The 14,713-nt window shown below is 39.7% G+C and carries 14 protein-coding genes and 1 tRNA gene; 8 read left to right on the top strand and 7 right to left on the bottom strand.

Annotated elements, in window-relative coordinates; genetic code table 11:
* From I6E69_RS16445 to I6E69_RS16455, 3 genes are read right to left on the bottom strand one after another with little or no spacing between them, the layout of a single operon-like run.
* The gene (locus tag I6E69_RS16445; RefSeq protein WP_197121676.1) at positions 1-543 is read right to left on the bottom strand and encodes an acireductone dioxygenase; all 543 of its coding nucleotides are present in this window, start codon (positions 541-543) and stop codon (positions 1-3) included.
* Entirely contained in the window at positions 540-1,226 is a 687-nt protein-coding gene (gene mtnC, locus I6E69_RS16450) for an acireductone synthase (protein ID WP_197121677.1), read from the bottom strand. Before mtnC ends, I6E69_RS16445 begins: the two co-directional genes overlap by 4 nt.
* Positions 1,223-1,852: a methylthioribulose 1-phosphate dehydratase gene (locus tag I6E69_RS16455; RefSeq protein ID WP_149601943.1), complete on the bottom strand. Its 630-nt coding sequence runs from the start codon at positions 1,850-1,852 to the stop codon at positions 1,223-1,225. The genes mtnC and I6E69_RS16455 overlap by 4 nt, the downstream gene beginning before the upstream one ends.
* A 108-nt stretch (positions 1,853-1,960) precedes the next feature.
* On the opposite strand from I6E69_RS16455, the gene I6E69_RS16460 reads away from it, so the two are divergent.
* The 3 genes from I6E69_RS16460 to I6E69_RS16470 all read left to right on the top strand — a co-directional run bounded on the left by I6E69_RS16460 (position 1,961) and on the right by I6E69_RS16470 (position 5,355).
* Positions 1,961-3,103: a methionine aminotransferase gene (locus tag I6E69_RS16460; RefSeq protein ID WP_197121678.1), complete on the top strand. Its 1,143-nt coding sequence runs from the start codon at positions 1,961-1,963 to the stop codon at positions 3,101-3,103.
* Entirely contained in the window at positions 3,091-3,864 is a 774-nt protein-coding gene (locus I6E69_RS16465) for an amidohydrolase (protein ID WP_024606305.1), read from the top strand. The genes I6E69_RS16460 and I6E69_RS16465 overlap by 13 nt, the downstream gene beginning before the upstream one ends.
* A 75-nt stretch (positions 3,865-3,939) precedes the next feature.
* A complete protein-coding gene (locus I6E69_RS16470) occupies positions 3,940-5,355 on the top strand; it encodes a mannose-1-phosphate guanylyltransferase/mannose-6-phosphate isomerase (protein WP_197121679.1) in 1,416 nt (471 codons plus the stop codon).
* Between the two features lie 30 nt (positions 5,356-5,385).
* Here I6E69_RS16470 and I6E69_RS16475 read toward each other — a convergent pair whose 3' ends face one another.
* The 3 genes from I6E69_RS16475 to I6E69_RS16485 form a co-directional block, all read right to left on the bottom strand.
* Positions 5,386-7,542, bottom strand: a complete 2,157-nt coding sequence (locus I6E69_RS16475; RefSeq protein WP_024606307.1) for a response regulator — start codon at positions 7,540-7,542, stop codon at positions 5,386-5,388.
* A gap of 166 nt (positions 7,543-7,708) precedes the next feature.
* Positions 7,709-8,365, bottom strand: a complete 657-nt coding sequence (locus I6E69_RS16480) for a response regulator transcription factor (RefSeq protein WP_004334929.1) — start codon at positions 8,363-8,365, stop codon at positions 7,709-7,711.
* Positions 8,366-8,584: 219 nt separating this feature from the next.
* Entirely contained in the window at positions 8,585-8,953 is a 369-nt protein-coding gene (locus tag I6E69_RS16485) for a histidine triad nucleotide-binding protein (protein WP_197121680.1), read from the bottom strand.
* 92 nt (positions 8,954-9,045) lie between these two features.
* Between I6E69_RS16485 and I6E69_RS16490 the strand changes: the two genes are divergently transcribed.
* Positions 9,046-9,645, top strand: coding sequence for a DUF2057 domain-containing protein (locus I6E69_RS16490; protein ID WP_004334921.1), 600 nt, complete (start codon positions 9,046-9,048; stop codon positions 9,643-9,645).
* Positions 9,646-9,703: 58 nt separating this feature from the next.
* Here I6E69_RS16490 and I6E69_RS16495 read toward each other — a convergent pair whose 3' ends face one another.
* Positions 9,704-11,545, bottom strand: a complete 1,842-nt coding sequence (locus I6E69_RS16495) for a M1 family metallopeptidase (RefSeq protein ID WP_039488662.1) — start codon at positions 11,543-11,545, stop codon at positions 9,704-9,706.
* Positions 11,546-11,688: 143 nt separating this feature from the next.
* On the opposite strand from I6E69_RS16495, the gene murB reads away from it, so the two are divergent.
* The 4 genes from murB to I6E69_RS16515 all read left to right on the top strand — a co-directional run bounded on the left by murB (position 11,689) and on the right by I6E69_RS16515 (position 14,597).
* A complete protein-coding gene (gene murB / locus I6E69_RS16500) occupies positions 11,689-12,696 on the top strand; it encodes a UDP-N-acetylmuramate dehydrogenase (protein ID WP_149601948.1) in 1,008 nt (335 codons plus the stop codon).
* Complete coding sequence (gene birA / locus I6E69_RS16505) at positions 12,696-13,688, top strand: bifunctional biotin--[acetyl-CoA-carboxylase] ligase/biotin operon repressor BirA (RefSeq protein WP_197121681.1); 993 nt, start codon at positions 12,696-12,698, stop codon at positions 13,686-13,688. Before murB ends, birA begins: the two co-directional genes overlap by 1 nt.
* Entirely contained in the window at positions 13,685-14,395 is a 711-nt protein-coding gene (locus tag I6E69_RS16510) for a type III pantothenate kinase (protein ID WP_197121682.1), read from the top strand. The genes birA and I6E69_RS16510 overlap by 4 nt, the downstream gene beginning before the upstream one ends.
* 126 nt (positions 14,396-14,521) lie before the next feature.
* Positions 14,522-14,597, top strand: a tRNA-Thr gene (locus I6E69_RS16515).
* The last annotated feature ends 116 nt before the right edge of the window (positions 14,598-14,713 follow it).

Below are 14,713 nucleotides of genomic sequence, written 5' to 3' on the forward strand. Positions count from 1 at the left end.
TTAATCGAGCAAGGGAAATTGCTCTGCAATAGACGAGGCAGTGCTTTTTGCCACCCAGCCTTCTGTATTGTTAAATAAGCGAATGGCAGTAAACTCAGGGTCGCTTCCCATATCAAACCAATGCGGGGTAAGTTCAGGCACTGAAATTAAATCGCCTTGTTGGCAAAGTACCTGGTAAACTTTATTGCCTAAATGCAGGCAAAATAGCCCTTGGCCTTTTACAAAAAAACGCACTTCGTCTTCACTATGAGTATGTTCAAATAAAAACTTTTTGCGCAGCTCTGATGCGCCAAGATTACCTTTAGTTAGAGATATAACGTCTACTGTTTGATAGCCATTTTCGGTTTTTAACCGATCTATATCGTTTTTGTACGCACTAATAATTTGCTCATGGGTGGTGTGCTCATTAATATCTGCATTTGCTTGCCACTGTTCAAAGCGTACGTTTACTTTAGCTAGCTGCTTTGTAATATCATCAGCATTTGATGTGCTTACAAGTGCTTTGCTTGCATCGTTGTCAGCATATATTGTTAATTGACTCATACTAATTGCTCCAATTTAAATTGGCTAAAGTCATTAATATAAGGGTGTGCTTTAGTGCTTGCTTGCCCATCACGAATTAAATGTAGTGTTTTTAAGCCTGCAGCTTGCGCGGCATCAAGCTCGCCGGCTACATCACTTAAAAAGAGTATTTCTGCTGCTTTAAACGGTAACAGCTCCACAATGGTGTTATAGGCAATTTGCTCTTGTTTTGCGCCAACTTTGGTGTCAAAAAAGTCAGTAAACAAGCTGCGAATGTCACCATAATCACTGTATTTAAAAAGTAGCTGCTGCGCTTTTACTGACCCTGACGAGTACACATATAAAGTAATATCGTTGTTGTGTTGAGCTTGTAAAAAATCAAATGCATCTGGGTATAAATGACCTTTAAAATCACCGTGTTCATACCCTGTTTGCCAAATTAAGCCTTGTAATTGCTTAAGTGGAGTGATTTTTTTATCTTCATCAATCCAGGTAAGTAAAGTGCTAATGACTTCTTCAATATCGGCGTTTGGCTTTTCGATAAGGGCTTTTACGGCACTAATTTGCTCAGCTACATCTGGCTTATTAGCATTGGCACGTACAAAGGTAGGTAACTGTTTTGCTGCGTAAGGAAACAACACCTCTTTAACAAACGAGATACGGGTTATTGTGCCTTCGATGTCGGTTAAAATGGCTTTAATCATTTAGTTACTCCCGCTTGAATGCCTATTATTTTTAGGCGCTCTAGTTCGCAGCTAAATAAAAACTCTAAGGCTTCTAAGTGGCGACGAACTTCATCAATATTACGTCCTACTGCATATAAACCATGACCACGTATCAGTACGCCATGCTCTATAGGCGTGTGTAAATGATGGTCACTGACCAGTAGGCTTAATCGGTCAATATCTTGATCGTTATCGAAAATAGGAATGCTCAGCGTTTCTAAATGCGAAGTAAAGCCGCTCAGTGCTTTTTGCATTTCATAGCCTGTTAAATCAAGCTGATGCCCTTGGGTAATTTGCGACAGTACGGTAGCGGCTACAGAGTGAGTATGCAAAACACACTGCGCATCAGGTATAAGCTGATACAAACTTAGGTGTAATTGTGTTTCTGCCGATGGTTTTGCAGCTCCTGCTAGGCGCTCGCCTTGGTGATCTAATTGCAAAAAATGCTCTTGCGTCAATGAGCCTTTATCGTGCCCACTTGCTGTAACAACAAAGCCAGTGCTAGTACGAGCTGAAAAGTTTCCGCCTGTTGCGGGTACCCAGCCTTTTTGGCTAACCCATTTTCCGGCTTCAATAAGTTGTGAAATAGCGGTATTGTTTTGCATACATTCCTCACTAATGAGCGTAAAGTTAATTGTTTTTAGACGGCTATACTTCTGTTTTAAGCAATGATAGCATCGCTTTAAGCGCAAAACCATCATTAAGGGCATCACGTGTTTGAAAGTAAATTACCAAATTTAGGCGTTAGTATATTTAGCCAAATGAGCGGGTTGGCTAATGAGTTTTCGGCAATTAATCTCTCTCAGGGCTTTCCTGAGTTTGATGCTCCTGATCTTTTAAAAACGCAGCTAAATTATTATGTGCAGCAGGGCGTTAATCAATATTCACCTTCAAGTGGTGTACCAAGATTACAGCAACAAATTGCTGATTTAGCAAAGCGCAAATATGCAGTTGATATAAACGCAGCTGATCAAGTGACTGTTACCTCGGGTGCAACAGAGGCATTGTTTGTGGCTATTCAAACAATTGTGCGCCCCAGTGATGAAGTGATTGTATTTGACCCTGCATATGACTCTTACCAACCGGCAATTGAACTCGCTGGTGGAAAGTCGGTACACATTGCTTTAAGTGCGCCAAATTACACCATTGATTGGCAAGTAGTAAGCCAAGCAATTACTAAAAATACCCGTGCAATTATTATAAATACGCCTCATAACCCAAGCGGTAAAATATTACAGCCACAAGATATAAAAGAGCTTAAAAAGTTAGTTGGTACTCACAATTTATATGTAATAAGCGATGAGGTATATGAGCACATTACGTTTGATCAGCAACCGCATTTAAGCGCATTACGCGATGATGAATTATTTACCAAAAGCTTTGTTGTATCGAGTTTTGGTAAAACGTTTCACAGCACGGGCTGGAAAATGGGTTACTGTATTGCACCTGCAGATTTAGCTGTCGAATTTAGAAAAATTCATCAATACGTTACGTTTTCTAGTTTTACCCCCGCACAGCATGCGCTTGCCGATATGCTCGAGCGGCAAGGCGAGCATATAGATGAGCTAAGCGGGTTTTATCAGCAAAAACGCGACTTATTAGCGAGTCATTTAAGTAACAGCCGTTTTAAAATTTTACCTAGCCAAGGCACTTACTTTTTATTGTTAGATTACAGCGATGTATCGGATTTAAACGATGTTGAATTTTGCCATTGGTTAGTTGAGCAAGCCGGTGTTGCGGCTATTCCGTTAAGTGTTTTTTATCAAAATCCACCAACCGACAAAGTAATTCGTTTATGCTTTGCTAAAAACGACAACACTCTCATAGAGGCTGCGCAAATATTATGTCAACTTTAACCATTACAGCATTGCAAAGCTCGCTTTATTGGCTTGATAAAGATGCTAATTTAGCCATGTTTAATAAGCAGCTTGAAGCAATTACGCATCAGCCCGATCTTATTTTACTGCCCGAAACATTCTCGACTGGCTTTGCTATTAATTTAGATTGTGCAGAGCCTGAAAACGGTAAAGTACTGACGTGGTTAAAGGCGCAGGCTCATAAACATAATGCGGTTATTGCAGGTTCGGTACTTGTTGCACAAGGCGATAAAAAAGCGAATCGGTTTTATTGGGTAAAGCCCGATGGTGAGGTGAGTTATTACGATAAACGCCATTTATTTCGCTTAGGCAGCGAGGGCGATTACGTTGTAGCAGGGCAAGCGCGCAAAGTTTTTGAAATCAATGGTTTTAAACTATTACCGCAAGTATGCTATGACCTGCGCTTTCCGGTATTTCAACGTAATAATAACGACTACGATGTAATGATAAACGTAGCAAACTGGCCTGCTGTGCGCCGCCATATTTGGGATACGTTACTTATGGCGCGTGCAATGGAAAACCTATGTTACGTAGTAGGTGTTAATCGCGTGGGGGAAGACGGTAATGGTGTGGCGCACAATGGCGGTACAGCGGTATACGACTTCAAAGGTGATGCGTTAACTAAAGCGCAAGATGACGCAGAGCAACTAGTTACTATCACGCTTGAAAAAGCGCCACTGGATGAGTTTAAAGCAGCGTTTCCTGCCTATTTAGATGCAGACTCTTTTACATTAATATAAACACGTTAATTTAGCGCAGAGCCAATAAAGTGTTAAAATAGTCGCTGATATTTTTGTTGGCGGCTAATGTACATTATGAACACTTTAATCACTCCTGTAATTTTAGCAGGTGGCATAGGCTCTCGCTTGTGGCCGCTCTCTCGCCAAGCAATGCCTAAACAATTTTTACCACTACTTAGTGAAAACACGTCATTACTGCAAAGTACATTGGCGCGTGTTTCTAATAACTTATTTGATAATGCTATTTTAGTGTGTAATGAGCAGCACCGATTTATTGCCGCCGAGCAAGCTGCAAGCTCAATTCCTACTGCGTTATTACTCGAACCCAAAGGTAAAAATACCGCTCCTGCCATCGCATTAGCCGCCCACTATGCGCTGCAAAATGGGATTACCGGCCCGCTATTAGTGATGCCTGCCGATCATCATATTAAAAACTTTGATGTATTAACGGCTAAGCTCCCAGAAGCTGTAAAACTTGCCGAGCAAGGTAAGTTAGTGACATTTTCTATTACTCCTACAGAGCCGCATACCGGTTATGGTTATATAAAACAAGGCGCGGCTATTGCCGGTACGGGTTGTTACGATGTTGCTCAATTTAAAGAAAAGCCTGACTTAGATACAGCGAACCGTTATTTAGCTCAAGGTGGTTATAGCTGGAATAGCGGCATGTTTTTATTTACCCCAGCGACCTATTTAAAAGAGCTCGAGCGGTTTGCGCCAAAAATAGCAACGAGTGTCGCTGCAGCAGCACAATTTACTAAAGATTTAGGGTTTACCCGCCCAAGCAACAGTGCGCTTGAACACTGCCCAAGCGATTCAATTGATTACGCCATTTTAGAGCGCAGTAATAACGTAGTTGTTATGCCTGTTGATTTAAAATGGAGTGATGTAGGTAGTTTTTCATCCCTTGATGCGCTTACAAAAAAAGATAAAAACGGTAATAGCTTAAATGCTAATTATATGGCTCAAAAAAGCACTAATAACTTAGTTATTAACGAGGCTGAACACACTATTGCCACGCTTGGAGTAAGCAGTTTAGCAATTATTCATACTCATGATGCCACGTTAATTGCAAACCAAAATGAGCTAGATTCTCTGCCTTTGTTGCTTAAGCAAATTGCTACAACACAGGCTGATAAACTTAATCATCATCAAGTGGTTTTTCGCCCATGGGGGAATTACCGTACTTTGGTTGAAGGCACTGGCTTTAAAGTTAAAAAAATTACTGTTAATAGCGGTGCTAAGCTTTCGACGCAGCGCCATCAGCATCGCGCTGAGCATTGGGTGGTGGTTTCGGGTATTGCAGATGTGTGTATTAATGAGCAAGCGTATACGCTAACGCACGACCAATCGTGTTATATCGCGGCTAAGCAAATTCATAGTTTGGCTAATAATCAAAAAGAGCCGTTAATTGTCATTGAAGTGCAAACCGGTACTGTGCTTGATGAAAGCGATATAGAGCGATTTGATGATAAATATGGAAGAGGCTAATCATTAGCTTTTTTTAAAGCTAATTCACTATTACTCTAACTGCCCACGCACAAACTTTAAATATTGCTCTAAGCTGCGTTGCCACAGATCTAACGCTTCATCAAGCATGTCGTTATGTGGCTTTTTATCGAGTAAACGGCGCTCTATTTTTTTAAGCTCAATACCATAGCGATTAAAACCAAGTTGCAGAGCGGTACTTGCTTGGCGATGTAAAAGTTTAATGCATTGCTCTGGTTGTTGGTCAATAAGCTTTTGACAGCGAATTAGCTTGTTACGCGCCGAAAGCACAAACTCATTATAAATCGACGATACTTCATCTTCACTAAATGAGCTGGTGAGTGTTTCGGCCGCTGTTTTGTCATACAAGGTATCAATAAGCTCTACTGCAATGCTCGCAGTTTGATTAGATTGAGAGTCGCTAAGTGCTTGACGAAGCTTTTCGTGCTTAATAGGCTTGCCTACAATGTCTTTTATTCCTAATTCTAAATACTCTTTTACCTCGTCAGGACTAAGGCTTGCAGTAAACGCGAGTACTGGCGTTCGTTGATTTTTATGATCAATGCGTTTTAGACGTTTAAGTACTTCTTGGCCTGTTAAATCAGGTAGGTTCATATCAAGTAAAACAACATCGAAGTGGTGGGCTTGCATGAGCTCTATGGCGCTTTTTCCATCTTTTGCGAGCTTAATTTTGTGTTCATCGTCGGCCATAAATTCTATAGCAATTTTTTGATTTAAATCTAAATCTTCAACCAGTAGTACATCAAGACCTGTTAAGTAATCTTTAGTTTGATGGCGCTGCTCTACAAGGCTTAATTCACCTAAAGTAAAAGTAACGGTAAAGCTAAATACACTACCAGTACCAAGCTGGCTGGCTATTTCGAGTCGGCTACTGAGCTTCTCAAGCAGGCGGCTAGTAATAGCTAAACCAAGGCCGGTTCCGCCTTTTTCTTTTCCTGCGCTACTTTGTACATAAGGTTCTGTTAAGTAGGCTATCTCATCATTTTCTATACCTGGTCCTGAATCTTTGACACTAATTTTTATCGTGTGCTCAAGTTGTTTTTCTAATACTAAATCAACCTGAATTTTAACGGTTCCGTGATCTGTAAATTTAATAGCGTTACCGACTAAATTAATAATTATTTGTCTAAGTTTTTGTTGGTCGCAGTAATAACAGGCTTGCTCAGGAATATTATAGATAAGCTCAAATTTTAGCTGCTTTTGCTCGGCCATTGGGCTTAGTAATAAACATAAATTATTAAGCCATGTTTTAAATTCTACATCTTCTTCGTAAAGCGCTTCGTCACTTTGATCTAGGCTCGCGTAATCAAGGACCTTATCTACTAACAAGTTAAGTGATTCGGCAGAATTTATAATCGCCTCGCAATAGGCTTTATTGCGGGTATCACTTGTTTGGTTCATAACAAGTTGGGCGCTGCCTAAAATACCGTTTAGTGGGGTGCGAATTTCGTGGCTTATTGTTGATAAAAAGAGCCCGCGTATTTCTAAGTCTTTTTGTGCTTTATCGGCGAGTTTATTGAGGTGCTGCTCTCTGCGCTCATTACATAATAAGGCCATACCTGCAGCATAAAACATGGGTGCAATTACGCCATTTAAAAATAATAAAGAGCTAAACCAGCCGTTTACTAAAAGATTTTTTTGTTCAATGTTATCCATAAATAACGAGCGGCCGATAAAGCTTAAAGCAACAAGCGTTAAAATGGTTATGTATACAATGCTGCCATTAGGGTAGGGTTTGCGCGCGTACTTAATAAATATAAAGAGTAAAAAGCCGGCTTCTGCTATGTGCTGTATATCGGATGCAATCACTCTTTCGTGTAAAGATGGGTCAAAAAAGGTGTAATAGCCAAGCATTACAGTGCAAAAAGCGGTCACTGAGCAAAGTAATTTAAAACCAATGCCGTGATAATTTAAAAACTGACTGAGCGATAAACAATGCACTATTGATGCGGCAAACATCATGCTACTGGCAGCGCTAATAATTACTAAGTTATGTGTATCACCAACAAGCGTAAAACCAATAACAGAGCCTAATAGCAATATGGGATAGAAAATGTATAGCAGCGTGCCCGATATTTGTTTGTTCGTTCGCCATGTTAAAAAGTTAAGTAAGGTCATTACAACCATGATGGCGATGCTGGCAAAATAAAGAGTGAAAGAGTCGAGCATTAATATTCCAGCAAAGTAGTTTTAAACTAAGATTATCAAAAGTATACACTTATACCAATTATCAAAGCAGATCACTTAGGCAAGCAAATTGGTATTCAATAAGTGTGTAACACATACAAAAACAGACACCTTAGTGTCTGTTTTTAATTTTAAACTAAATATATGATTAACGAATTTCATCAGGGATATTTTGTTGTGCCCAAGATAGGAGCTCAATACGGTTACGACATTTAGTTTTTCTAAATGCGCTATATAAATGTGTTTTAACTGTGTGTGGACTGATACTTAAATCTTCTGCGATTTCTTTATTCTTCGAACCTTTACTCATTAATGAGATTATTGCTTTTTCTCGCTTAGTAAGTTTAACAGGCTCAATATCGCCTTCGGTTAGTTTATGCAGCGCATCTTTATTAAATTGCAGCATACGATTTAATGCATTACACATAATATCGCGACGGTACCAAAGCTGATCTTCAAGTAGTAAGCGAATACCTTTCATTAATACATCGGCGTTATCTGTTGTGTAAAATACGCCACGAATACCGCTCAACAATGCACGATTAGCAAGCTCAGGGTTTTCGTCTAGATTAAATAATATGATATCGCATTTAATACGTAGGTTTACTAGTTGTTCTTTTAGTTTTCCCCATGCATCCTTGCTAGATGTTTCGATAAACAAAAGTCGAGTCCCTTCAGGTATATCTAAAATATTAGTACCCGTGGTTACGTCAAGGCCTTGCGTTTTTAACAAAGGTTCTAAAACGTTAATACCAATAGTGTTAATTGGCTCTTGATCTAATAACAAAAAGGCTGAACTGCTCATGTTTTTATACTCTTTTATAAAGCTGACTGTTTAAGTTTATCACGACTTCCGCACCTTTTGTATTAGAAAGTCGCTGAAGCACTCAATAACAAATACGATTTTACGATTATTTAAACATAAAATGTTGCAAATAAGTAACTATTTATTCTTTATAACCATGAAAAATCATAACATTTGTAACTAATTGGTTGAGCAGAATAGTTAGATAAAAATTTTTAATTAATTTACTTTTTTTACATTTTGGTAAGGTGGCCATCCCATTTCTTTACCGCCAAGCATATGTAAATGTATGTGATAAACGGTTTGTCCACCATGTTCGTTACAGTTCATGACCACGCGGTATCCGTCCTCAGCAAAATTGTGTTGCTTAGCTAATTTTGCCGCAACAACGTATAAATTGCCTATTAAATGTGAGTTTTCAGGATTTATATCATTTATAGTAGCAATTGCTTTTTTGGGGATAATTAACACATGAAATGGCGCTTGTGGATTTATATCTTTAAATGCGAGGGTGTCTTCATCTTCGTAGACAATGTCAGCCGGAATTTCACGATTAATTATTTTGGTAAAAATAGTCTCTTGGCTCATAGTGTGTTCCTAATTAAGTGTTATGAATTTTAAGCTCACTAATGACAAACTTTCAAAGCAGTGTCAAACTGAAATCAAATAAAGGAGTTAATATGCTTAAACCAATTTTAATCAGTAGCGCAGTTGCATTACTACTTAGTTTTTCGGCTAATGCTGAAAACATTCACTTTCCAGAAGAAATTGTACCACTACAAGTGGGCGATAAAATGCTAGAAAGCTCTTTGTTTAGCCGTATTGATGATGTAGAGCTTGCGCCAGGAACTTACCAGCTTAGGCTAAAATATACCGATTTATATGAAGATGATTATGACACGCATGAAGTTGTGGAGTCGGAACCATTTTGGGTAAGTGTAACTGTTGAAGCAGGTAAAGATTATACCTTAGTGTTTAATCGTGCTGAAAATGCAGTATCTGCAAAAGTATTTGCAGAAGCACCACAAGTTAGTTTAAAAGCAAAAAGTAGCGCTGTTGCTAAGCCTTTAAGTGTTATTTCTAACACGCAGCTAGCAAGCAATAAACCGGTAATGCAAAATACAATGCCTGCAGGACCTTCTCGTCCTAGTCAGCCAATAAAGCCGATAGCACCCATTACAGGTAAAGGCATGCCAAGTGCGCCGCAAATGCTTGATTTTTGGTGGCAACAAGCCACAACTGCAGAGCGTAAAGCTTTTTTAGAAAAAGTGACAAAGTAGAAAAATAGCAAAACAAAAGGGCCAAATTTGGCCCTTTTTAGTTTCTAGTTAACGCTATTTATTCAAATAATGCGTCAATAGTACCTTGTGCAAGTGGGTGATACCCAGGGCGTGCTTTTAAGTACACGCTTTGTGCCCACTCTTTTTTACCGTTAGTGATAAGGGATTTATATAACGGGACAATTAATTTACGACGGCCAATACCTGATAAGTGCTTATCAAGTGCAGGGTAAATTGGTTGATAACCATTTCCTACTGCTAGCATAAACCAAGCAAATGCACGTTCGGCATTAGTTGACTGTGTTAGGTTAAATTCTGAGTCAAGCTCTACCATGTGCTCTTGGCTTAAATCACGTGGTAAGTTATTTAAAAAGTGTAGCCACTCATGCACAGACCAATCAGCTGTTGGCAGTTGAGCTGCAGTTGTGTCGCCTTTTAACCATGCTGCTGTTGCAGTATCTACTTTATCAAATGCATCAGAAGTAGGGTTTGGCGCATCACTTGGTAATCCAGGTTCAAAAATCCATTCGTTTACTTTATCCATGCTTACAACACCAGGATACTTTTCAATTAAGTTAGCTTTTAAGTAAGTAACAAATTGCGCGGTAGTAAGAGATTTAAACGAAAACTCTTTAAAGTACGCTTTTACAAACGGGTCAAATTTATCGCGACCATATTTGTTTTCTAGGTAAATTAAAAATAATTGACCTTTAGTATAAGGCACTGAGCTAAACGCATCGTCTGGGTCGCGGCCGTTAAGTTTTAAATTAAGGCGTGTATCTGGTGCATCAATTGTTTTAAGTTGTGCGCGTAAAGACGCTGAATCAAGTGCTTGTTCCATAACCGCACGGTCACGGCCAAATACTTCTTCCATAATGCGGTTTTCAACGTACGAGGTAAAACCTTCGTTTAACCATAAATCTTCCCACGTTGCGTTAGTTACTAAGTTACCTGACCAAGAATGAGCAAGCTCATGGGCAATAAGGTTAACTAAGCTTTTATCACCAGCAACAACCGTTGGAGTAATAAATGATAAGCGTGGGTTTTCCATGCCACCAAACGGAAAACTTGGTGGTAGCATTAATAAGTCGTAGCGACCCCATGCATATTCGCCGTACATCGCGTTTGTTTTATCGATCATGGCTTGGGTGTCGTCAAATTCAGCAACTGAGGCATCTAAAATTGTCGGTTCAGCAAATATGCCTGTTTGATGCGACATTGCTTTAAATTCTAAGTTACCTGCGCCAATAGCAATTAGGTAAGGTGAAATTGCTTGTGGCATATCAAAAATGTAGTCGCCATCTTTATAAAGCGCATCTTTGTTATCGGCACTCATTACAGCACGTATATCTTTTGGTGTATGAATTCGTGCAGAGTAAGTTACACGCATTGCGGGTGTATCTTGCACTGGGATCCAACTACGTGCATGAATTGCTTGCGATTGGCTGTACATAAATGGATGCGTTTTACTTGCCGTTTGCTCTGGTGTTAACCATTGCAGGCCTGAAGCTTCTGGACGACTGTTGTAATAAATACGAACTACTTCAGCTTGGTTTTTAAACACAATAGTAAGCTTTGAACCTTTAACGTCATCTCGCTTAGCTAAATCAAAAGTCGCTTTTTTCCAGTTACCGCTTTGATCTTTGTACATTACTTTATCAATGTCTAAGTCGCGGGTATCAAGTACGAGAGTTCTACTTTTGCTGTTGTTCCACTGAAGAGTATGCTCTACAAAACCTTCTAACTGCTTGTCGGCAAAATCGACATCTAAATCAAGGTTTAAGTGAGTAGTAACAACATCATCAAGGTTAGCATACGAGTTTTGGTCAATCGCATTAGCCATTGCTTGCGAACACATACCCGCCATAGCGAGGCTTAAAAAAAGAGGTTTAATTTTCATCATTACTCTGAACACAAATAAAAAAGTGCTGGTTTTATATCACGATTGACACGGCGGGTTGAGTGATTTTTACAATCTAGTGCCACATTTGCGACGATGAGGTAAACTATTGCGATTAGTTACCGGTATTTTTAGAGAGCTTTGTGGCGCATTCATTACACTCCTTACATACATTCGCATTAAACAGCCAATGCCAAAATTTTGTTGAAATTACTCAGCTTGAGCAACTTAAAACGCAAAGTTTTAGTGCACCGTTTTGTTTGCTGGGCGAGGGCAGTAATACCGTATTTTTAAATGACTACATGGGTACGGTTATAAAAATAGCTTTAAAAGGTATTAAAATTACCGAGCGCGAGAGCGACACACTAATAAGTATTGCCGCAGGCGAAAACTGGCATCAACTAGTTAGCTATTTATTAGAGAAAAATATACCAGGGCTTGAAAATCTAGCACTTATACCGGGCACTGTTGGCGCATCGCCGGTACAAAATATTGGTGCTTATGGCGTTGAGATAGCTAAATTTGTTGAGTTGGTAGAGTACTTTGATATAACCACTAACACTATGCATTCATTAAATAACGAGCAATGTGAATTTGCTTACAGAGACTCAATATTTAAACATGCCCTTAAAAATAAAGCGGTGATCACGCAAGTACACTTAGCGCTCCCAAAAAAATGGCAACCAGTATTAAATTATGGCCCTTTGCAGCAGCTCTCAAGCATCACCCCGCAAGCTGTATTCGATCAGGTTATAAAAACGCGTAATAGCAAATTACCTAACCCATATACACTTGCCAATGCGGGCAGCTTTTTTAAAAATCCAATAATAACCAACCAGCAGTTAGCTGAGCTATTAAAGCAATTTGCCGATTTACCTCATTACGAATATGGGCAAAGTCATCACAAGGTCGCAGCAGGCTGGCTAATCGATCAAAGTGGTTTAAAAGGGCACCGCGAGGCTGGTATAGAAGTGCATCAACAACAAGCTCTAGTACTTGTTAATCATGGAAATAGTGAAGGCAGCGACCTAATAAAAATGATTAAACACATTCAGCAAGTTGTTTATAGGCGTTACAACATTAAGTTAGAGCATGAAGTACGTTTAATTAATGCACGCAGCGAATGCCATATTAACGCGGAGCCTAAGTAATGAAAGCACCTGATGGGAACAAACTCGCTATTTTAAATGCACTCAACCAAGGAGGCTTTGTATCTGGCCAAGCCTTGGGTGAAACGCTAGGTATTAGCCGGGCTGCGGTAAGTAAACATATTAAAACGTTACAAGAAATGGGCTTGGATATTTTTAAAGTGACTGGCAAAGGCTATTGTTTGAATAGTCAGGTGGGCCTTTTAAATAAAACGCAAATTGATCAGCACTACAAAGCGCTAGGTGCAAATACTGCCGATGTAGAAGTACACCCTATTATTGATTCGACCAACAGCGAGCTCATGCGCCGTATACAGGCCAAAACAACGCTTGAGTCTGGCACTGTTATTGTTGCTGAAATGCAGCAAGCAGGACGTGGTAGACGCGGCCGTGTTTGGCAATCCCCATTTGGCGCTAATTTGTATTACAGTTACTTTTGGCGTTTAGATGACGGCTTACAAGCTGCAATGGGCGTATCAATTGCGGTAGGCCTAGCTGTTTATGATGCTATTAAAGCGTTATACCAAGTTGACGTAGAACTTAAGTGGCCTAACGATATTTATATAAATAAGCAAAAACTTGCAGGTGTATTGGTTGAATTAGATGGACAACCGCAAGGACCTTGTCAGTTAGTGATTGGTATCGGTATTAATTTACAAATGCCTGAGAGCTTTAGTCAGCATATAGACCAAGCGTGGACCGACTTAAATCAACATACTCAAAAGCTTGATAAAAACCAACTTGTGGCTTCTCTTACTCATCATTTGGAGCAGCGTTTAGCGCAGTATCGTCAAACGGGTTTGCAAGCTATGTATAAGCAATGGAATTTGCTCAATGCGTTTGCTGGTGAATATGTTGAACTAAACACAGGGCACAGAAGCTGGCGTGGAATATGTGAAGGTATTGACGCACAAGGTGGAATACGAATTCGCCAAGACGGGGAAGTAAAAAGTTATTACGGCGGGGAAGTCTCCCTTAGAAAGGCGCAATTATGAGATTATTGATCGACGTAGGAAATACATCATTAAAAGCTGTGTTGTGGCATAACGAGCAAGCACAACCGGCAGATATAAATAACCTGCCTTGGTTACAAATAACCGAAGTGATTTATGCATGTGTAGGGCGCAGTGATTTACTAAACGATATTCTCGCGCAAGCGGCTAGCAATAATATTATTTGTTTTGAAGCCAAGGTAACCAAAACGCTTGGAGATCTTGTATGCGCTTACGAGCATGTAGCTAACTTAGGCATAGACAGGTGGCTTGCGCTTATTGCTGGATTTACGTTATATCCAAACACAGCATGCATTGTTGTTGATGCGGGTACTGCGACAACAATTGATGTGCTTAGTAGTGGAGGGTTGCATTTAGGTGGCTGGATTTTACCTGGGCTTGATTTAATGACCTCATCACTTACACAAAATACTCAACGTGTTTTTGATGATAGTAAAACTCCATTTACCAATGAACTGGGTAAAAACACGCCTAATGGTTTAAAAAATGGTGCTTTAGTGGCAACCATTGGAGCAATTGAGCAAGCTAAGTTGCACTTAACGGATAAAAAAACAGAGCAAAAAGTACAAATAATTTTTGCTGGTGGCTATGGCTTGCTTTTACAACAGCAATTTGAGGGAAGTATTTTTGATTCATTACTCGTAATGAAGGGGTTAAATTACTGGCACCAGCTAAGCAAAACAACATAAAAAAGTGCAAAAAACGTGTTTTCGCGTGAATATTGAGCATTTAAACTAAAAATTTACACTTTTTTTAATTTTATAGTTGCATCCCAATAAACCTTACTCTAATATCTCGCCCCGTACTAAAGCAGTGCCGACTTAGCTCAGCTGGTAGAGCAACTGACTTGTAATCAGTAGGTCAACCGTTCGACTCGGTTAGTCGGCACCACTTTCCTTTTACCGGAAGTGAATTAGTAGAGAATTATCGTGGAGGGGTTCCCGAGCGGCCAAAGGGATCAGACTGTAAATCTGACGGCTCAGCCTTCGCTGGTTCGAATCCAGCTC

This window comes from Pseudoalteromonas sp. NZS100 (assembly GCF_015864815.1).
Lineage (GTDB): Bacteria > Pseudomonadota > Gammaproteobacteria > Enterobacterales > Alteromonadaceae > Pseudoalteromonas > Pseudoalteromonas distincta.